15 protein-coding genes are annotated in these 18,631 nt (G+C 63.4%); 7 read left to right on the top strand and 8 right to left on the bottom strand.

Going from position 1 to position 18,631, the window contains the following annotated elements; translation table 11 throughout:
* Positions 1-471 precede the first annotated feature (471 nt).
* From rfbF to IAG41_RS03200, 6 genes are read left to right on the top strand one after another with little or no spacing between them, the layout of a single operon-like run.
* A complete protein-coding gene (gene rfbF / locus IAG41_RS03225) occupies positions 472-1,290 on the top strand; it encodes a glucose-1-phosphate cytidylyltransferase (RefSeq protein ID WP_187727122.1) in 819 nt (272 codons plus the stop codon).
* The gene (gene rfbG, locus IAG41_RS03220) at positions 1,283-2,434 is read left to right on the top strand and encodes a CDP-glucose 4,6-dehydratase (RefSeq protein WP_187727121.1); all 1,152 of its coding nucleotides are present in this window, start codon (positions 1,283-1,285) and stop codon (positions 2,432-2,434) included. The genes rfbF and rfbG overlap by 8 nt, the downstream gene beginning before the upstream one ends.
* Positions 2,425-3,645 carry a DegT/DnrJ/EryC1/StrS family aminotransferase gene (locus tag IAG41_RS03215; protein WP_187727120.1) on the top strand — a complete coding sequence of 407 codons (1,221 nt, stop codon included), beginning with the start codon at positions 2,425-2,427 and terminating at the stop codon, positions 3,643-3,645. Before rfbG ends, IAG41_RS03215 begins: the two co-directional genes overlap by 10 nt.
* A 16-nt stretch (positions 3,646-3,661) precedes the next feature.
* Complete coding sequence (locus IAG41_RS03210) at positions 3,662-4,882, top strand: class I SAM-dependent methyltransferase (RefSeq protein WP_187727119.1); 1,221 nt, start codon at positions 3,662-3,664, stop codon at positions 4,880-4,882.
* Positions 4,883-4,906: 24 nt separating this feature from the next.
* Positions 4,907-5,848, top strand: a complete 942-nt coding sequence (locus IAG41_RS03205) for an NAD-dependent epimerase/dehydratase family protein (protein ID WP_187727118.1) — start codon at positions 4,907-4,909, stop codon at positions 5,846-5,848.
* Positions 5,845-6,876 (top strand): glycosyltransferase family 2 protein, encoded by a 1,032-nt coding sequence (locus IAG41_RS03200; protein WP_187727117.1) that lies wholly within the window; start codon positions 5,845-5,847, stop codon positions 6,874-6,876. The genes IAG41_RS03205 and IAG41_RS03200 overlap by 4 nt, the downstream gene beginning before the upstream one ends.
* On the opposite strand, the gene IAG41_RS03195 is transcribed toward IAG41_RS03200, so the two are convergent.
* Positions 6,779-8,488: a hypothetical protein gene (locus tag IAG41_RS03195; RefSeq protein WP_187727116.1), complete on the bottom strand. Its 1,710-nt coding sequence runs from the start codon at positions 8,486-8,488 to the stop codon at positions 6,779-6,781. The two genes, IAG41_RS03200 and IAG41_RS03195, sit on opposite strands and share 98 nt — an antisense overlap.
* Before the next feature lie 168 nt (positions 8,489-8,656).
* Here IAG41_RS03195 and IAG41_RS03190 point away from each other — a divergent pair, with 168 nt between their 5' ends.
* On the top strand, positions 8,657-9,517 hold the full coding sequence (locus IAG41_RS03190; protein ID WP_187727115.1) for a hypothetical protein: 861 nt from the start codon (positions 8,657-8,659) through the stop codon (positions 9,515-9,517).
* On the opposite strand, the gene IAG41_RS03185 is transcribed toward IAG41_RS03190, so the two are convergent.
* The 7 genes from IAG41_RS03185 to IAG41_RS03155 all read right to left on the bottom strand — a co-directional run bounded on the left by IAG41_RS03185 (position 9,505) and on the right by IAG41_RS03155 (position 18,172).
* Entirely contained in the window at positions 9,505-10,857 is a 1,353-nt protein-coding gene (locus tag IAG41_RS03185) for a pectate lyase (protein WP_262408432.1), read from the bottom strand. The genes IAG41_RS03190 and IAG41_RS03185 overlap by 13 nt on opposite strands.
* Positions 10,858-10,873: 16 nt before the next feature.
* Positions 10,874-12,091 carry an outer membrane beta-barrel protein gene (locus IAG41_RS03180; protein WP_187727114.1) on the bottom strand — a complete coding sequence of 406 codons (1,218 nt, stop codon included), beginning with the start codon at positions 12,089-12,091 and terminating at the stop codon, positions 10,874-10,876.
* A 50-nt stretch (positions 12,092-12,141) separates the two neighbouring features.
* Entirely contained in the window at positions 12,142-12,696 is a 555-nt protein-coding gene (locus IAG41_RS03175) for a polysaccharide biosynthesis/export family protein (protein WP_187727113.1), read from the bottom strand.
* 49 nt (positions 12,697-12,745) lie between these two features.
* A complete protein-coding gene (locus IAG41_RS23420) occupies positions 12,746-13,975 on the bottom strand; it encodes an O-antigen ligase family protein (RefSeq protein WP_187727112.1) in 1,230 nt (409 codons plus the stop codon).
* An 83-nt stretch (positions 13,976-14,058) separates the two neighbouring features.
* Positions 14,059-14,898 carry a sulfotransferase family protein gene (locus tag IAG41_RS03165; protein WP_187727111.1) on the bottom strand — a complete coding sequence of 280 codons (840 nt, stop codon included), beginning with the start codon at positions 14,896-14,898 and terminating at the stop codon, positions 14,059-14,061.
* Between the two features lie 12 nt (positions 14,899-14,910).
* Positions 14,911-16,125, bottom strand: a complete 1,215-nt coding sequence (locus IAG41_RS03160) for a DegT/DnrJ/EryC1/StrS family aminotransferase (protein WP_187727110.1) — start codon at positions 16,123-16,125, stop codon at positions 14,911-14,913.
* Between the two features lie 58 nt (positions 16,126-16,183).
* Entirely contained in the window at positions 16,184-18,172 is a 1,989-nt protein-coding gene (locus IAG41_RS03155; RefSeq protein ID WP_187727109.1) for a nucleoside-diphosphate sugar epimerase/dehydratase, read from the bottom strand.
* Positions 18,173-18,631 lie beyond the last annotated feature (459 nt).

The following is an 18,631-nucleotide window of genomic DNA, read 5'->3' as shown; positions in this document are numbered from 1 at the left end:
GACTCGAACGACAGGCGACCGCCGTGCGGCCCGATCGAACCGCGCGGCGGCGAGCAGGTGCGGAGAAACCGCGATGCATTTTTACGTCCCAGATGCTGTGGAGGCCATCCTGTGATGTAGTTCGCAGACGGGCAAGTCGCTCAAAAGGTGCTACCCACATGGTCGAGCACGGATTTTGGTCGCTTTAGCGCGATTTTGAGGAGCTCGATCTCCTAGAGCGGTTTTCGATCTTCAACCTAACCGTCGGGGGCGAGGTAGTTGTGCATGACCACCGCGGCGGCCCGGCAGGTTCATTCGCCAATCCCGGTACCCCATGCTCCGCCGATGTGATGATGGCTACCGGCACCAGGTAACCCGAGACATCATCCGATTGGCTGTCGGCTAACCCCGATGCGCATGCCCGTTTCGAGGCTCCTTAACGTATGGTTCGTGACCAGACGGACGTGTTTTGGGGCTTTCCGGGAGGGTTAAATGCAAGTTGTGCTCCTCGCTGGCGGACTAGGGTCCCGGCTATCGGAGGAAACGGTAAGCATACCGAAACCTATGGTCGAGGTTTACGGACGTCCAATCATTCTACACGTCATGGATATATACAGTCATTGGGGTCACAATGATTTTGTGGTCGCCTGTGGCTACAAATCGATGATGATGAAGAAATTTTTTCATGATCTATATTTCATGAACAACGATTTTACTGTTGCGGTTCAGGACGGCAATTGCGCGCTCCGCCCGAACCGGCCGATGGACTGGAATGTCTCGGTCGTCGACACGGGTCAGCACACCATGACGGGCGGCCGCCTGCGGCGCCTTCGCGAATGGCTTGGAAACGAGACGTTCATGGTCACCTATTCGGATGGTGTCGGCAATATCGACATCGAGGCGCTCGTCGCCTTCCACCGGTCGCATGGCGGCCTGGCGACGGTAACGGCGGTTCAGCCGCCCGCGCGCTTCGGCAATCTGGAGCTGGTGGACAACCAAGTGGTCGAGTTCACCGAGAAGGTGCTGAAGCAGGAGACGTGGATCAACGGCGGCTTCTTCGTCTTCGAACCCGAGGTCCTCGATTATCTCTCTGGAGACGACGAGCCGCTGGAGCAAGCGCCACTCGCCGCTCTCGCGCGTGACGGCGAGCTGTTCGCATACAAGCACACCGGCTTCTGGCATCCGATGGACACGGTGCGTGACCGCGATCACCTCAATCAACTATGTGCATCCGGCGACGTCCCTTGGATGAAGATGCCCTCCCCCGGGGCAGTCGGCCAACTGCCCCAGGCATTCGCGACCAATGTCTGATGCAGCACTAGACGAAGGCCGGATGAGCCAGGCGCTGGCGGGCCGTCGCATCTTGTTGACCGGCCATACCGGCTTCAAGGGTGGCTGGCTGGCACTCTGGCTCCGGCGACTGGGCGCCGACACAACGGCCGTCGCATTACCCCTCGGCGGCGGCCGACCCAGCCTCTTCGACGCGCTCGATGTCGCGTCGATGGTGCGCCATCGTGTTGCGGACATCCGCTCCGTCGAGCAATTCGACGCCGCCGTGGCCGATCTCGACGCCGATATCGTGATCCACATGGCGGCACAGTCCCTCGTCCGTCGCTCCTATGCCGATCCGATCGAGACCTTCCACACCAATGTGGTGGGGACCGCTGTCGTGCTCGACGCGGCGCGGCGTATGCCGAGCTTGCGAGGGGTCGTCGTGGTGACCAGCGACAAATGCTATTCGAACCGGGAATGGCCCTGGGGGTATCGCGAGATCGACCGGCTGGGCGGCGCCGACCCCTATAGTGCCTCCAAGGGATGCGCTGAACTGGTCGTGGACGCATATCGCAATTCGTTCTTCCGGGAACCCGGCGGTCCAATCATCGCCTCTGCCCGCGCCGGCAATGTTTTCGGCGGTGGTGATTGGTCGGAGGACCGTCTGGTGCCCGATGTGGTCCGCGCGGTGACGGCTGGTCAGCCGATAAGCGTTCGCAACCCGCGCAGCGTCCGGCCATGGCAGCACGTGCTCGAGCCGCTCGCCGGGTATCTCATGTTGGCCGCTGGCATGATGGAGGGCAACCGCGCGATCGACAGCGCATGGAATTTCGGGCCCGACAGCGCCGGCGTGGTCGATGTCGAGACCCTGGTGAGCGCATTTCGCGAAGCGTGGAAGCCCCGCGCGCTCGAAGTGCAGTTCGATCGCAGCGATACCAGCCGCCCCGAGGCTGGTCTTCTGAGCCTCGACAGCAGCAAGGCGAAACTAGGGCTCGGTTGGCATCCAAGGCTCACGATGGAGCAGGCGGTGACGCTCACGGTCGACTGGTACCGCGCGCATCTCGACCATGCCGAGATGCGGGCGTTCAGCGAACGCCAGATCGAACAGTATGTCGCGGCAACGGCAGACCCGGTGGCGACAGTGACGGACTTCACCCGGGAGGCGACGAAGCTATGCGCGTGAACTACGGCCAGACAGTCCATGGCGAAGACGAGATCGAGGCCGTGGTTGCGGTCCTGCGGGGTTCGACCCAGATGGGCGACCGCGTCCGCGAGATGCAGAGCCGCGTCGCCGCACTGTTCGCCAAGCAGCACGGGATCATGGTAAACTCCGGTTCGTCGGCGAACTATCTCGCAGTCGAGCTGCTGGATCTTCCCCGCGGCAGCGAGGTCATCACCCCTGCCCTCACCTTCGCCACGACGGTCGCACCGATCGTTCGCAATGGGCTCGTGCCCGCCTTTGTCGATGTGCGCCCCGGAACCTACAATATCGACGAAGACGCGATCGAATCCATGATCACCAGCCAGACGCGGGCGATGATGATCCCGTCGCTGATCGGCAATCTTCCCGACTGGGACCGGATTCGCGATATCGCCGATCGGCATGGCCTGCTGGTGATCGAGGACAGCGCCGACACGCTGGGCGCGACGCTTCGCGGTACCAGCACCGGCAGAAGGTCCGACATCAGCACGACGAGCTTCTACGGCTCGCACGTCATCAATGCGGCAGGCAATGGCGGCATGCTGTGCCTGAATGACGAGGCGATGGCCCGTCGCGGCATTCTGCTGCGGTCCTGGGGTCGGTCATCCTCGCTTTTCGTCGACTCCGAGTCGGTGGAGCGGCGGTTCGACGTGGAATTGCAGGGCATTCCCTACGACGCCAAGTTCGTCTTCGAGGAACTCGGCTACAATCTGGAGCCGTCCGAAATCGGTGCGGCGTTCGGCCTGATCCAGCTGACCAAGCTCAACCACAACATTGTCGCCCGGGAACGCAATTTCGCCCGGCACTTGGCCTTTTTCTCGCGATACCAGGACTGGCTGACATTGCCGCGACAGCTGCCCGAGACGCGGACCGGCTGGCTTGCCTTCCCGCTGACGCTTCGCCCGGAAGCGCCGTTCAATCGGCGCGATCTCCAGATCTTCCTCGAGAAGTGCGACATTCAGACCCGCGTCGTGTTCACCGGCAACATCCTGCGCCAGCCGGCCATGGCGAACGTAGCGGTACGGGTCCGCGACGAAGGCTATCCGGAGGCCGACGCCGTGATGAAGGGCGGCATTCTGCTGGCCTGCCACCACGGGCTGGAAGAGGCCCAGATCGATCATATTCACCAGAGCTTCGAACGGTTCGCCGAAAGCGTCACCGGAAAGAGCGAACCCCTGCGCGACTGCGCCTAGCCTGAAAGGCCGAACGATGGAGCGACTTGAGCATTGCCGTGCCTGTCTGGCACCGCAGCCCTATCTCTTTCTCGCAATGGGCGATCATCCGCCCGCCAATATGTTCGTCCGCCCGAATGAGGTTGACGAGATCCAGCCGAGCTTCTCGCTGAACACCCAGGCCTGCCTCCATTGCGGGCTGATCCAGATCGCCGACCAGATCCCGGCGGATTTCTTCCGGCACTATCTCTACGTCCCGTCGGGCGCCACCACGATGCACCGGCATTTCGGCGAGCTCGCGGAGACGCTGCAGCAGCGCGCCGGGGACGGGCTCATCATCGATATCGGCTGCAATGACGGCCTGCTTCTCAAGGCCTGCAACGAGCTCGGCTGCAAGACGCTGGGGATCGATCCCGCCGCGAACCTGGCCGAGTTGGCCAACGAGCGGGGCGTGGAGGTGCATGTCGCTTATTTCGATCCGCCGACCGCCCGGACGCTGCGCGAGGATCGCGGCACGGCAAAGGTCATCGTCACGACCAACACCTTCAATCATATCGGCGATCTCCACTATTTCATGGCCGGGGTCGTGGAGCTTCTCGACGAAGAGGGTACGTTCGTCGTCGAGGTGCCCCGGGCCAGCGAATTGCTCGCGCGCAACGAATTCGACACGGTTTACCAGGAGCATGTCTCCGAATTCAGCCTCTTGTCGATGGTCCGGCTTGGCGAATTCTTCGACCTCGAGGTGGTCGACGTTCATACATTGCCGATCCATGGCGGATCGATGCGGGTCTTCTTCCAGCGGAAGGGGAAGGCAAAGGCCACGCCCGCGGTGCAGGAGATGCTCGACGACGAGCTCGGAGCCGGCATGCTCAAGGCGAAGACCTATGATGATTTCGCCGATCGTATCGAAGAGATCCGCCGCGACCTGATCAGCATGCTGGCCGACCTGAAGGGGCAAGGCTTGAAGATCGCCGGCTATGGCGCTCCCGCAAAGGGCAATACCTTGCTCAACTATTTCAGCGTCGGACCCGACGATCTCGACTTTCTGGTCGATCGCAATCCGCTCAAACAGGGTCTTTTTTCACCCGGAATGAAGATCGAGGTGCGGTCGCCCGACGCGATCGAGACCGAGCGACCCGACATCCTGATGGTTCTCGCGTGGAATTTCTTCGACGAGATCCGGGAGCAGCAAACCGAGTTCACCTCACGCGGCGGACGTTTCCTCGTGCCGCTGCCGCGGCCGGTCCTGACGAACTGACCAACAGGAGAGGAAGCGTCGGCAATGTCGGAATGTGTTCTGATCACAGGCGGCGCCGGCTTTATCGGATCGAAGCTGGCGGCAGCGCACGCTGCCGCCGGCGACGAAGTGCATATCATCGTCCGGCCGCGGGGCCATATCAGCTCCAACCGCACGGCGCGGGGGGTGGACGTCGCACGCGTGCATCTCGAGGATGTCGAAGCGCTGTCGGACTATCTGTCGAAAGTGCGACCCACCATCATTTACCATCTGGCGAGTTGCACCGGCCGCGGCCCCGGCATGGTCCACCCGCTCGACCTGCGCGGGTTGACCGGCGATCTGCACAATTTCCTGGCCTTGCTGACTGCGGCTCGAACCGCGGCGCCAAAGGTGCTGGTGCGGTCCGGATCGCTGGCCGAATATGGCAATGGCGTCACCCCAGCACGCGAGAGCCAGCGTGAGCAACCCTTGTCAACCTATACCACGGCCATGGTAGCCGGAGCGCATTTCGCGGCACTGCTCCAGCCGACGCTCCCCTTCCCGGTGCTCACCGCACGGCTCGCCCTCACCTATGGCGAAGACCAGTCCGATACCTTCCTGCTTCCCCGCCTCATCCAGCGGTGCCTTGCGGGCGTTGCCTGCGACGTGGCGCATCCCAATCGACGGCGCGACTTGATACATGTCGACGACGTCGTGGAGGGCCTGCGCACGCTTGCCCGATCCGACCTGCCTGGCGGATCGATCGTCAACCTGTGCACCGGCATCGCACCAACGATGGGCGAGGTCGCCGAGCGCATCCTCGACCTTACCGGCGCGGATCCCGCGCTGATCACGGTCGGAAACGATACGGAGACGGGGACGGAAATCAGTACCGTTCTCGGCTCGCCCGATCTTGCGCTCGCGCTGATGGGATGGAGCGCGCGGATACCGCTTGAGGAAGGACTGGCGCGCACGATAGCGGGCGCGAAACAGAGGGTATACGCATGACCGGCCGAAGCGACACCCTGGTTTCGGTGCTGGTGCCGGTGCTGAACGAAGCCGCGAACGTCGGGCGCGCCTATGCCGAGATCACGCGCGTATTCGACAATCTCCCCGGCTATGCCTGCGAGATTATCTTCACCGACAATCACTCGACGGACGCGACCTTCAGCCTGTTGCGCGCCATCGCCCACACCGATCCGCGCGTCCGCGTCATTCGTTTCGCCCGAAATATCGGATACCAGCGATCGCTGCTCGTCGCCTATCAGAACGCGCGCGGCGCCTGTTCCATCCAGATCGATTGTGACCTCCAGGATCCGCCGAACCTGATCCCGCGCATGCTGGCGATGTGGCGCGAGGGCCATCAGGTCGTCTATGGCGTGCGGCGCTCGCTCGCCGAGAGCCGGGTCAAGGCAACGATGCGGCGCTGGTTCTATTACGGCATCAACGCATTGAGCGAAGACGATCTGCCGTTGAATGCCGGCGAATTCAGGCTGGTCGACGGTCGTTTGCTCGAGGAGCTACGGACCGTCCAGGACACCAGCCCTTATCTGCGCGGGCTCATCAGTTCGATGGGTTTCTCGCAAGTGGGCTTTGAATATGATCGCGGCGCGCGCATCGCAGGCGAAAGCAAGTTTCCGCTGGGCAAGATGCTGGGTCTCGCCGCGGACGGCATTCTCAATCACTCGCTTGTTCCATTGCGCGTGGCCTCTGCGGTGGGCCTGGTAGTCGGCACGTCGACGACCTTGCTCATCGTGATCTATCTGGCGGGGCGTCTGGCCTTCGGACAGCAATGGCCCGCGGGTTTCGCGACGACGACCATGCTCCTCTTGCTGAGCATCACGCTCAACGCACTCTTTCTGGGCGTGATCGGCGAATATCTTGGCCGAATATTCATGCAGGTAAAGCGCCGGCCCGTGCCGATCATCGAAGCCCGACTCAACGACATTCCCGCGCCGGTGTCGCCGGCGCGGCCAAGGCCCCGAGCGGTGCCGCGCAACCCAAAGCGGGAGGAGCAGGTGGAGGCGGCCGAGTAAACAGAACCATGTCGCGAGCGGCGCCGCCCCGCCCGATCCGAACGGGGTGCGCAACATAGCCGTGCGCAATGGCAAAGGCCGAAAGCGGCGCATCAAGTGCCCCCTCCTGCCCCGTCAGGATCGCCGTCGGGGGCACGTTTTCTAGCATGGCCCCAACGCTCGCAGGCGAGGTCAGGGACCGATAGTGCCTCCGGTCTTCCGGCGATATCCACGCACTGGCCCGGTACACGAACGGCCCCATCGCGAGGGCCGGATAGACCTTCAGATGACCCTCGAGCGCATAGACTGGCGACAAGGTGGCCATCGAACTGCCCTCGCCCTCCAGGCGCGCGATCTTGGCCATTCGGACCGCATCACGATGGACCTGAAACCCTGTCCAGTGCGCGACATCGATAATCCTGGGCGCCGTGGAAAGCAGGATGGGCGTGCCGATGAAAGCTGCCAGGGCGAGCGCCGCGATCAGGAACGGGCGTGCCATGCCCTGCTCCGGGGCATCGAGCGAACCGTGCAGAAGCGCGATCAGCATGAGCGCGAAGGGGATCGGTATCGTGAAATATTGCGGGAATGCCGGGGTCGGAAGGAACGATACTGCCGCCGCGAGCGCGGTGATGCTCATCAGCAGCAGGATCGGCCAACGCGCACGCCAATCGAACCAGGAGCGGCCACGTCCGCCGCGAAAGCCCAGCGCCGTATAGAAAGCCAGCGCCAGCAGCACGATCAGATTCGCCGCATTTAACCAGGATCGTTGTGCCATGATCACCTTGGCCGGCAGGCTGATCGCCTTGGGGTCCAGGGGATCGGGGTTCGTCCCCCAGTAACCAAGCTGGGGACCGCGATGAAAACGCACGACATGCGCGAGGAAGCCCGACGGGTCCTGTGCCAGAAAGTACAAGGTCGGCGCCCCGCCGATGATCCCCCCCACTAGCAGCGGCAGCGTGACCTGCGTCAGTCGAGCACGTATCGGGAGGTGCGGCGGGACCACGATGGCGGCGATTGCGACAGGCGGGAGGAGTATGGCGTAGTTCGCCTTGAACCCGACCGCGACGGCAAGCAGAAAGCCAGCGAGCGCCGCGAGCCTGCGGGAAGGCAATGGCCGAGTGGCCGCTTCGATGAAGCATAGCAGGCCGAACAATGCGAAGGGCGTCGCGATAAAATTGTTGGTGACCGCCATGCCCGTCGCGTCGAGCAGCGCGGGATTGGCGACCAGCAGCGCGACCAGGACAGCCGCAACCATATCGCTCTTCGCGTGCCGGCGGCCGATCAGCACGAGGGCGGCGATCGCCAGAAGCCATGAAAGGAAGATCACGAGCCTTCCGGCCAGGACATAGTGCCCACCGGCAACTGCGGACACGCCGGAAAGCAGGATCGGCAGGTTCGGCAAATGGCTGAAGCCGAAATCTGGATATAGCCGGTCGAACGAGAAGAGAACCGCGGCGGGGACGTAGAAATGCTCGTCGTGCTGCAACGGGTAGGTCATGATCCGGACGAACAAGCCCAGCAGGAAGAGCGCCAACACGAACCAGACCAGGCCGGTTCGCTTCGATCGGGAGGCGCTTGTTTCCTCGCTCCTGCTGCCGCCCGGTGCGACCTGCGCGCGCACGTTCATCTGCATCCGCCCCTTGCTCCCTCGTGAAAGGGCAGAATAGGTCCATCAGCCCCGCATTCGCCGTGCGCAGGGGGAGTAGTCCGTTGTCGAACGCGGCGAAGATTGTCGCCGCTGCTATCATCCCGGTGCTCCAGACGGAGCGGCCTCGGCGCTTCACCAGGCAATGGGCGAACCGTGCAAACCGCATCCAAGTTCTTCTCCGCAGACCCCCGCAGCGTGACCGCACGCGACGAAGCGCGGTTCTTCGGCGGGCTGCGCACGGGCAACTTCACTTTCAAGCGGACGGGCGAGGGCCGGCTGCGCGTCATGGATCGCGCGCTGATCGAATGGCTCGATCGGGCAACGGCCAGGATCGACACAGTACTCGATCTAGGCATCTCGTCAGGCGTCACCACCGCCGAGCTGGCGGAGGCGATCGCGCAATCGGGTCGTTCCGTCAGGATGACCGGGACCGACCGCGGGCTCGCCGCGCGGATCGTCGATCTCCCGATGGGTTGCCGGGCGCTGGTCGAACCGACCGGCCATGTTCTGCAATATGAGATACTGGGGCGGGCGATGCGTCCCTGGACGCGCCGGTTGGATTATCTGACCGGGATGGCCGTCGCCCAGAAGGTCGTGAACCGTACCCTGGGGCCACTTGCGCGTGCGCTGGGCGCTTCCCCGCATACCGGCGATCCCGTCGCGCTCGTCAGCCGGCGGCTGGCGCAATCGGATGCGATGCGGCTGATCGAGGACGACGTCACCATCCGTAACCCCGCTTTGACGGGCGGTTTCGACCTGATCCGCGCCGCAAACATTCTCAATCGCCATTATTTCGAGCCGGCGGAACTGCAACGCGCCGTCGACAATGTGCGATCCTATCTGCGCGGGCCTGGAGCCTGGCTGCTGGTGTTGCGTACCCATGGCGATGCCGAGCATCGCGGCACGCTGTTCCGAATGGCCGATGACGGAGCCCTTGACGTCGTTGAGCGCTGGGGCGGCGGATCCGAGATCGAGGAGATGTTCCTGCGAATGCCGGTCCTTCAGAGCGGCTGACGCCCCGCCATGCGCTGGTTGTGCGCATAATGCAGGAATTCTTCGAGATTGGCCCAGCCATTGCCATTGGCATCCTGCCACGCATCATTGCGGCGCGGATCGCATCCGTTCGCCATTTCCCAGCGATCCGACATCCCGTCGCCGTCGCTGTCCTTGTAGGGCGTGCCGTTGGCGATCGGTGGGAGCACGCGATTGGGCCGGCCGATCGCCCCCGTTCGCGCGCGCACCTCGCCGACGATCCGCGCATCGACCTGATCGCGCGGAAATGCGCCCGCACCGGCAAGCACCGCCGCATAGGTGTTCTTGCCGGGTCTCGGCTTCACCGTGAGCGGGCAGACCGGGGCCGGGACCAACGCCTCGCGCGCCGCCGGCGCTATGATGATACCTTTACCGTCGACAACATTGTCGTGGCTGTAGATGCGCGCGGGACCAGTCGAGGCCACCAGCGGCCGATCGATCCCGAAAGCGAGCCGCGGCGTGTTGGGGCCGCGGCGATAGTAGTTGCCGACAAGGTTCACCGGCGTTCCCCCATAGCTTTCCCAGATTTCGGTGAACTGCACCTGCGCGTTGTAGAGGACGTTGTTGACCACCTCGACGCACGAGCCGGGCGGGAAGTTGACGTCCGGGTTGCGGTCGCCATTGTGCGCGCAGAGGTTGTGGAGGAAGCTCAGCCGCTGCGGCCCCGTCGGGTCGCTCGACAGCAGCGCGCATTTGTCGTGGCGCGGGACACCCTCGGCGAAGATCGACCAGGATACGGTGATGGCATCGTTGCCCGCATAGCCGCCGAAATTCTCGTCACGCGCCCAGGAACCGCTGACATGGTCGAGAATGACGTTGCGGCTGCTCTCGATGATGAAGGCGCTGTCGGCACGCCGTTGTTCCCCGAAGCGATCGAGCCGCACGCGAATATCTCGGACGATCACGTCATGGGTATTCTTGATGACGAACGGCGTGAACGCGCCCTTTCCCCCCGCATGAGTAATCAGGATCCCACCGCCAGGCGCCGTCTCCCCGGCAATCGTCAGGTACGGGTTGCGGATATCCGGGCGCATCGTCGTATACCGGATGACGCCTCCGACGCGGAAGATACAGACCCGCGGGCCGGCCGCGTCGATGCAGGCGCGAAGCGACCCTGGGCCAGCATCCGCAAGCGTGGTCACCGCGATGATGCGGCCGCCGCGCCCGCCCTGCGACATCCGGCCAAAGCCCTCCGCTCCGGGGAATGCCGGGCGCAGGGGCGCCGGCCGCTCCGCACCCAAAACCACGGCAGAGACCAACGTCGCCCCGGCAGCGAGACAGGTAACCAACCGGATAGTCCGGCGAGCCTTGAGACGGGTCATGTCCTTCGCCTTCTCGTCAAAACCGGATTCGTACGCCCAACTCGACAGTCGCGCGGGTGAACCGGTCAGTAACGAGATCTGCGTCGCGACGCGCAAATCCGACCGCAACGAACGGGGCCAGGACGCGATTGGCAAGATAGCGCGCTTCGCCGCGTAGCTGGAATGTCTGCTGACTGCGGGGAACGATCCCGCGATACTGGGTGTCGAGCCACGAAATCTCGGCCGAGAGCAGGAAATTGTGCCGCGCCTCCTGATCGATGCGCAGCCCGATCTGCGTGTCCGTGCGATTGGTGGCGCCGGAGCGCACGGTCGCCACATCCCCGCGCGAAACCTGCGCGGTCAGCGCCGTTCGTGGGCGTGGAGACCAGGTCAGCTGGCCATTCGCGGCGAAACCCGTGAAGCCCGACAGCGCCGGATCGTCCGGATCAAACCGGAAGACGCCGACGCCGAGCCGCCCCCGCAACTTGCTCGACACGTCGCGGCTGACGCCGGCCAGCACGCCCAGCGTCGTCGCGTCGCGATTGATGCCGTTGATGTCGACGCTCGTGATGAAGTCCCGACGCGTCGCGAAACCTTCGACGAAGAGCGAGATCGGCGCCGACGGCTTCCATGCGATGCCGGCCGAGCCCCGATAAATCCGTAGGTTGCGGTCCCGCTCGCCCGCGTCGCGGTAGAAGAATTGCTGGTATCCGCCATTGAGCGACAGCCCGATCTGGGCGCCACGAAAGCCATAGCCGAGATCGCCTCCCAATATATCGATCCGGCGGGGTGGCTGGTTGAGGTTGCGTCGTGTCTCGGGATCGGCGCGGCTTTCGATCGCGTGATCGTACCGAGCGGCAAGCGACAGCGTCTGTCGGAGACCCGGAACGAGTTCGGCCGACGCCGCGGCGCCGTAGCTCGCCGCACTCTCGCGCCCGACGGAGGTATGCTCGCGAATCTGTGCATAGATCTCGCTGTGGAGGCGCATGTTGGTGGAGTTGCGATCGACCTCCACCCGCGGCCGCACCACGGCAATCAAGTCATCCTGAGGCCTGGTCGAGGTGGCGTAGACATTGGAATCGTACAGCGCCGACGCCTCGACCTCGAGCCTGACCGCGGTCTGCCCGATCAGGATCGGCCGCGGCTCATAGCCTGGCCGGGGCAGGTCGAGCGGCGACAAGGGGCGCGGCTGATCTTGCGCCGCGACGGGCATCGCGGCGATGCATGCCAGCAGATAGACGAGCGGTGTCGCCACGCCGCGACGGCAGGACCGGTGGTCCAAATTCCGCCGCGACCGTGCGCTTCTCAGAACCATGCTTCCGGCACCATGAGCGTGTCGCCGGGCAGAACCCGTGCATCGGCACTGGCTCGTGCCCTGTATGAAACGCGCTTACGGGTCCGGACGAGTTCGGTATCGTGCTTGTTCGCACGGAAAGTATAGCCACCGGCGATCGACACGGCCGTCAGGACCGTCATGCCGGGAACATAGGGATATTGGCCGGGTCGCTGCACCTCGCCCAAGATGTAGAAGGGCCGGAATTTCTGCACCTGGACGCTGACGCTGGGCCGGGGAGCGAGATCGCGAGTCCGCAACTCCCCACCGATCGCCGTCTCCAGCTCGGCGGTAGACAATCCTTCGACTTCGAGGGTCGAAATGAGCGGCAGGGAAATCGTGCCGGCGTCGCTGACCGTATAGGCGTTGGTCATCGAGTCGAAGCCGTACACCATGACCCGTATTTCATCGCCTGGGCCAAGCCGATACGTCTGATCGGAGACAGTCTCCACTGCCGGAAGTTGTGCGACGCTGCTGGCGCAGCCACCGAGCGACAGCAGCGCGGCTGCCAAAATCCGTCGAGGCATCGGGTCGTCCCCCTATAACGCTGCAAGAACCCGATACAGACTACGCTCTTTACCCCAAGCCGGGCCGGGCCATTCGGGTCGGCGGCGTGTCCAAAGGAGGTACGCCGGGGCGGCGCGCGCGCAGTGCGGGCGCCAGGATGAGAGCCATGGAGGCGAACAGCGGAACGCCCCAGCTGCGTGAATACATGTGCGGGGCAGCCATCGAGAACATGAAGAACGACGCGAAAACGGCCAGCCCAAGCCCGGCGGCGAGCCGGTCGCGCGCCAACATCCTGATCCCCAGCGCGATGGGGACCAACATCATCGTGATCCAGCCGAACATCGCCAACAGGCCGCCTTCGGCCCAGAGCAAAAGGAATATGTTGTGCACGGGCGCGCGCGTGCGGCTGACCTCCCGATACTGGTCGACGCCGATCCCGACCACGCTGGTTTCATCGATGATCGTCCAGGCCTCCTTCACCAGATTGAGCCTGCCCGAATAGGTGCCGGCCTGGTTCAAATCCTGATTCTGCAACGCTCCGACGACGCGTTTCTCGAAGGCGGATGGGAGCGCTACGCCCGAGACAACGATGGCGGAGCTGATCGCGACAAGTGCCAGTATCAACTGGAGCGAGCGCCAATTCCCGCAGATCAGAAAGAACAGCCCGACGCTTACCACCGTTGCGGTGAATCCGGTGAAGGAGCCGGTGAACAACAGCGCGACCAACAGAATGGCGAGCGACACGACACCAATCACCGAGCCGATACGGCGTGTGCGCTGGAGGTAGAAAACCAGCGGGACCGTCATCGCGATGACCGCGGCATTCCAATTCGCATCCGCCATGAATGCGCCGAGACGATGCTCGCCCGTGATGAACTCCGGGCCGAAGCGCTTTGCCGCCTCGTAAGAACCGGCCAGGTAATAATAGACGCTGATTCCAAACAACTCCATGACCACGACGCCGGCGAGTACCGCCTTGGCCTGGCGGATCGCCGTTTCGCGCGTGACCGCGATCATCAGGATCGGAACCAGCGCAAATGCGAAGGCATATTGCGCACCGACGACGATCCATCGCGCCGGATCTCCATTGGCTACGCTGCCGATCAACAGGCCTATAAGGAGCATGGCGAGCCCGAAGAACCAGATCGGCGTCAGGTCGCCGAGCGGTCGAAAACTCAGCCGCCGTCCGGCGAAGTAGAACAGCGCTCCCAGGCAGAAAAGCGCATCGCTGGCCGTAAACAGAATGCCCGCCATCACGCGCCATGTTGTGTACGGCGCCAGGAACGCCGCGAGGAGCACTATCGTCTCGCCGATCGACCCGTACACGCGAGCGTTCGACGGCGGCGCGTTGGCGAAGTAAAGCGGCTTGGCAGGTGAGGCCGTCATCGGCCCGGTCGCGCCGCGTCGCTCCAGGCGCTCAGGTCTCGCCCGAGAAGACGCTCCAGTTGTGCAACATCATCCGCATAATAATCTTTCAGCCGCATGCGCAGGTCGGCGGTCAGGAGCGGATACTCGACCGGGCGGGCGAAGAGCCGGCGCGTCGCTTCGAACGCCGGATTGCCACGGAGCGGCGCAACCAGATTCTTGACCGATTGCGGCAGGCGGCGCAGCGGCCGGGGCACCAGCGGCGCCTCGCTGTCATTGCTGCGTCGTCCGATGAGTTCCGCATCGATCGCCGGCGGCAGGTGCAGCGTATGACATATATCGGCCAGGACACGCTCGGGCTCGGCGCGAATATCGTCATAGAGAATGATTTTCAGGCGATTCTCTGGGAAATGATCACGCCACCGAGCGATGTGACGGGCGTAGAGCCCGCTTTGCAGGAAGCGCGGGGTCTCGGGTCTCGCACCGAGATACCGTTCCACGTCGCCCCCGACATAGCCCCGTCTAAAGTGCATGCAATAATCGGAATAGGCACGATCGACGGGGTTGCGAAGCTGTGCGATCAGCATCGCATTGGGCAGGAGCGCAGCGGTCCGCACGGGGGCCTCGCCGTCCGCGAGATAGTCGGCGGATTTCTCTCCAATCAGTTGGCCAATACGCGCTTCGGCGAATAGCGATGCGTACCAATTCTCGCCGCGATCATAGGCGCGGCTGAAATAGTGCGGCTCGGGTCCGGGCAGGAACACATCGTCACGGGCGCGAAGCTGATCCGCGATCCAGGTCGTCGCCGCCTTTACCGCTCCGATGATCAGGAATTGCGGAAGGTGCCGCTGCGTCATGTCTGTCCCCGGTCAATAACTAGCTTTCGAGATGACCGACACGATGGTCCGCGCCATTCGCTCGACATCCGCGACGCCAAGTGTCTGATCGCAAGGGAGCATCAGGCTTGTCTCGCCCAGCATCTTCGAAACGCGCAGCCGCGCCAGTGGTGCAGACGGAGTACCGACAAAGGCCTCCTCGCGATAGATTTCGGGGCAGCTTCCGGTTCCCGCGGGAATGCCGCAGGCAATCAGCGTGCCCACGATCCGATCTCGAGACCAACCTTGCCGCAGCCGATCAGGCCGGATGAATGCGTAATATTTGTAATAGGCATGAAGGGTGGAGGGTGCCGGCTGCGCGGTACGAATGGCGGGCAACGCGACGAGATGGCGGTTGAGGATCGCTGCGTTGCGGTTCCTGTCCGCGATCCAGCGATCCAGCTTGCCGAGCTGCAGCAGACCGATGCCGGCCTGCATCTCGGTCATGCGGTAATTGCTGCCGACCGATTGGTGAAGCCAGCGGAATCGCCCATTATTCGGCGGCGCAGGCTCCTCTGGAGGCGATTTGCCGTGATCCTTGAACGCCCACGCACATTTCCAGACTTCGCTGTCCCGCACGACGAGCAGCCCGCCTTCGCCTCCCGTCGAGATGATCTTGTCGGTGCAGAAGGAGAACGCCGCAGCATCCCCGAAACTCCCGACCGGATGCCCGTTCCACATCGCGCCGTGCGCCTGGGCGCAGTCCTCCACCACGGCGAGGCCCAACGCATCGGCCAGGGTCATGATCTCGTCCATCGGTGCCGGCCAGCCAGCCAAGTGCACGACGATGATTGCGCGGGTCCGCGGGGTGAACGCCGCTGCGATCGTGGCAGCGTTGACCGTCTGACTGTCAGGATCGACATCGGCGAAGATCGGCGTGGCACCGACCGTCACGACGCAACTGGCGCTCGCCACGAAACTGCGTGCCGGAACGATCACCTCGTCGCCCGCACCGACTCCCAGGGCGCGCAATGCTAGTTCGAGTGCCAGGGTGCCGTTGGCCACCGCGATGGCGTGTGTTCGTTCGCAACGCGCGGCGAAGGCCGCTTCGAAAGCGCGACACCGTTCGCCATGATGCAGCGCGTTGACGCGGCCAGACCGGAGGATGTCGGCAACCTCCGCAATCTCGTCCTCGGCATAGGTCGGCCAGGTCGAGCGGATCGGCTTCGCGTCGACCGGTATCGGAGCAACCCTCGCGCGGGGGCGCATGTCCGGCTTCAGAACGGCTACCTTGCTTATGTTGGTGTTCGGCAAGAGCTCCTCCCGGTTAGCCGAGGTGGGCGACCAGTTGGGGTCGCTCGATCTGGGGTTCGCTGCGACGCCGAGCCGGGGTCGCTTCGCGCGACAGCAGGGCCCGAGCGGTGGTGCGGCAGGCCGCGTCGTCGCCGCGGTTGGCAGCAGCCTCCAGCTGGTCGAAGGCGCGCTGTAGGATGGGAAGCGGCACAACGTGAGACACGGCTTCGAAGACGCCCTGCATGCCCGACGGGAATTGTTTTTCCTTGCTGTCGAAGAGTTCTTCGAAGAGCTTTTCGCCGGGGCGGAGGCCGACGATCTCGATATTGACGTCGAGGTCCGGCTCAAGCCCGGCGAGACGGATCATACGCCGCGCCACGTCCATGATGCGGACCGGCGCCCCCATGTCGAGCACGTGGATCCGCCCGCGGCTATCCTCATTGTACAAGCCGCGCGCCGCGCTATGGAGCACCAGTTGCACGGCCTCGTGGACGGTCATGAAGAACCGTTCGATATCCTTGTGGGTCACCGTCAACGGGCCACCGCGACTAAGCTGTCGCTGGAACAACGGGATGAGCGATCCACTCGATCCCAGCACGTTGCCGAACCGGACGGTCATGAACCGTGGTGCGTCGACCGTGTCGACACCGGCCAAGTCCAACGCCTGGCAGTAAAGCTCGCCCAGGCGCTTGGTCACCCCCATGAAACCGACTGGATTGACTGCCTTGTCCGTCGAGACCTGCACCATCGCCAGCGCGCCGTAGCGCATGACCGCATCGGCGACATTCCGGGTGCCGAGTATGTTCGTCTGCACGCCGGCCGTCGGATGCTCCTCGACCAAGGGCACGTGCTTCAAAGCTGCGGCGTGGAAAACCAGTTCCGGCCGATGTTCTGCGAAGACGCGCATCAGTTGTTCACGCTGACGGATCGAACAGAGGACCGGCGTACGCGACACGCGCGGGTGGTTCTCGCACATCTCGAGGTCGATTTCGTAAAGGTTGAACTCGCACGCATCGAGAAGGATGAGACGCTCGGGTTCGAAGGCCGCGATCTGCCGGACCAACTCTCGGCCGATGGTGCCACCCGCGCCTGTCACCAGCACGCGACGTCCGTGGATCGCAGCTTGGAGGGACTTGCTGTCGAGCCCGATCTGCGGTCGACCGAGCAACTCGGCAATGTCGATGAAGCGCAGATCGAGCTTCTCGCTCGAGTTCGGCCTGTAGGTGATAAGACCGGGAAGGTACGCTACGTCGAGGTTCAGACTCTGCGCCTCGGCCGCGATACCCACGGTCGCGCTGCCGCGAAGCTGGTCGGGATGGCTGGCGAACAACAGGCATTGGGGCCGCTGATCGCTTGCCTCCAGTCGCTCGACGACCCTGCTCAATTCGCATGTTGAGCCAAGGATCGGAACGCCACGTACCTGCATCGTGCCGCGGACGCCGACCGTATCTAGAATGCCGATCGGGTGGAGTCCGGTGTCGCCTTCGCGCTCGATGTAGCGCAGCAGTCGTTCTACCCGGTCGCTCGATCCGACAAGCAGCACCCGGCGCGAACGACCAACCGGAGAGAGGATTGGTTGTGGTGGATTAACGGCGCCGCTCAGATACTCCGCAACCAGGCGGCGAATGACGCGCGCACCACCCATCATCGCGATCTGGACGAGCCACAGTATCGCAGGGATCGACCGCGGCATCCATGCGAGGTGACCGGTCAGGAGCAGCAGAAGGAGATAAACTGAGATCGCCAGGGTCGTACCCTTGGCGATCTCGACCAAATCGCCGACCGACACGAAGCGCCAGAGCCGACGATATGTCCTCATTGTCCAGAATGTCGCCATTGCAACGACAAGGAACAGAGGCGCCGAAAATGGAACCTCATTGAGAATCTCGTCAGCACGCCCGCTTCCAACGCGAAGTATCAGTGCGATGGGAAGGCTTATCGAAGATACGAGCGCGTCAATCAGGAAAATTACTGTCGAATGGCCGGAAGGCAATGCTTGAGTAAGCTTAGTATATTTTGACATTATTAAGCTCCACCCATGGATCATAATTATGTTTTCAAGCATATTCTCCTAACCGCACTGGCATTTTTGGTGCCAGATCGGTGACGACCCTTCGCTTATTCCTGTATCTTAAGCGGTTCAGAATCGTACGGAAGTCGACCAGAAGGTTCTGACCTTTCGGACAGCAAGGCTGGTCGATTGGGGGGGCTCCCGGCGCAAGATCAGCGCAATGGACTAGCTATAGCGTCTCGCCGCCGCGATCACTTCGAGAACAAGGCCACGCCGGCGCTTCTGCATACCCCATAAGGGGATGGCCGGATTAGCAAGCCCGCCCTGCCCCACGCCCGCGTAGATTTCCTGCAACCGGCTTGAGTCCGGAGACGCAGGGGCACGGTAACCGCATGAGTAGTACAGCGATACCAACGGCCGAACGGCGGGGGGAAACCGCACCAATTTCCGCAGTCGAGCCTGGCGGCCCAA

The organism is Sphingomonas sp. JC676 (genome assembly GCF_014489075.1).
Classification (GTDB): domain Bacteria; phylum Pseudomonadota; class Alphaproteobacteria; order Sphingomonadales; family Sphingomonadaceae; genus Sphingomonas.
The sequence above is the reverse complement of the archived record's forward strand: the minus strand, read 5'-3'. Positions and strand labels throughout refer to the sequence as shown.